Here is a 570-nt window from a genome sequence, read left to right as displayed (position 1 = left end):
GCCCGATGGCCCTTCGAGACACGCCCCAGACCCCCGCAGACCCAGTGCGCCCCGGCAGCAAGCGGCGCTCACCCGCGTCACAGCACGGTTCTGGCAAACAGATCAGCAAGACCCGCCCGGACGGCCCCCGCCGCAGCCGGGAGACGGCCACCACCGCAGGCCAAGCCGTCTCGGCCCGGCTGTCGCCGGTCGAGCTCGGCGCCTTCGAAGCCCTGAAAGCGCGTCATGGCCTTGGCTCGACCTCGGACGCCCTGCGAGCCCTGGTGCGGGCGGCCTCGGGGATGCTGGAGTTCGACCCCGCCACCGGTGCGCGCCTCGAGGCCGTGCGGGCCGAGCTCCAGGAGATCGGCCTTGCCGTGAACGCAATCGCCTTGGCGGCGGGCCGAGGTCGCATCGATCCAAGCGGTGAGCAATGGGCGGTCCTCAACGCCCTGCGCCAGACCCTGCCGGAGATGCGCGCCGATCTGCGGGCAGTGGTGGACGAGCAGCGGCGTCGCGGCATCCGGCTCTTTATGGCATGGAAGGAGGCGGAGGATGGCGAGCCTCTCGGATGATCTGATCGGCGAGATC

1 protein-coding gene is annotated in these 570 nt (G+C 71.2%); it reads left to right on the top strand.

Annotated features, from left to right (window positions below; translation table 11 throughout):
• On the top strand, positions 1-554 hold a 554-nt coding region (locus CK944_RS22525; RefSeq protein WP_146038784.1), incomplete at its 5' end, for a hypothetical protein.
• Positions 555-570: the final 16 nt, after the last annotated feature.

Origin of the sequence: Paracoccus sp. SY (genome assembly GCF_002901215.1) — a bacterium.
In the GTDB taxonomy this organism is placed as follows: Bacteria; Pseudomonadota; Alphaproteobacteria; order Rhodobacterales; family Rhodobacteraceae; genus Paracoccus; species Paracoccus acridae.
Note: the sequence above shows the minus strand (reverse complement) of the source record. Positions and strands in the feature narration are given on the sequence as shown.